Below are 235 nucleotides of genomic sequence, written 5' to 3'. Positions count from 1 at the left end.
CGAAGATCGCCGTCGCCAGCGGCAGCAGGCCGATAAACACGATGGAGTGCGCGGAGGTCACGTACTGCAGCGCCAGCGCAGTCAGCAGCGGAAAGCCGATTACCACGCCGAACGCGACGATGATCAAGGGCGCCCATTGCGCGCCGGTGGGGCGTTTTTCCTTGAACAACCGCAATAGGCACAGGCCCAGGATGGCCGCCAGCGTGGCGCGCAGCATGGTGAGGAACACCGGGTC

Annotated in this window: 1 protein-coding gene; it reads right to left on the bottom strand. The window is 65.1% G+C overall.

Annotated elements, in window-relative coordinates; all coding sequences use genetic code 11:
* On the bottom strand, window positions 1-235 hold a 235-nt coding region (locus tag AC0L20_RS41875), incomplete at both ends, for an EamA family transporter (protein WP_473295974.1).

Source organism: Bradyrhizobium sp. Kon58 (assembly GCF_055807455.1).
The sequence above is the reverse complement of the archived record's forward strand: the minus strand, read 5'-3'. Positions and strand labels throughout refer to the sequence as shown.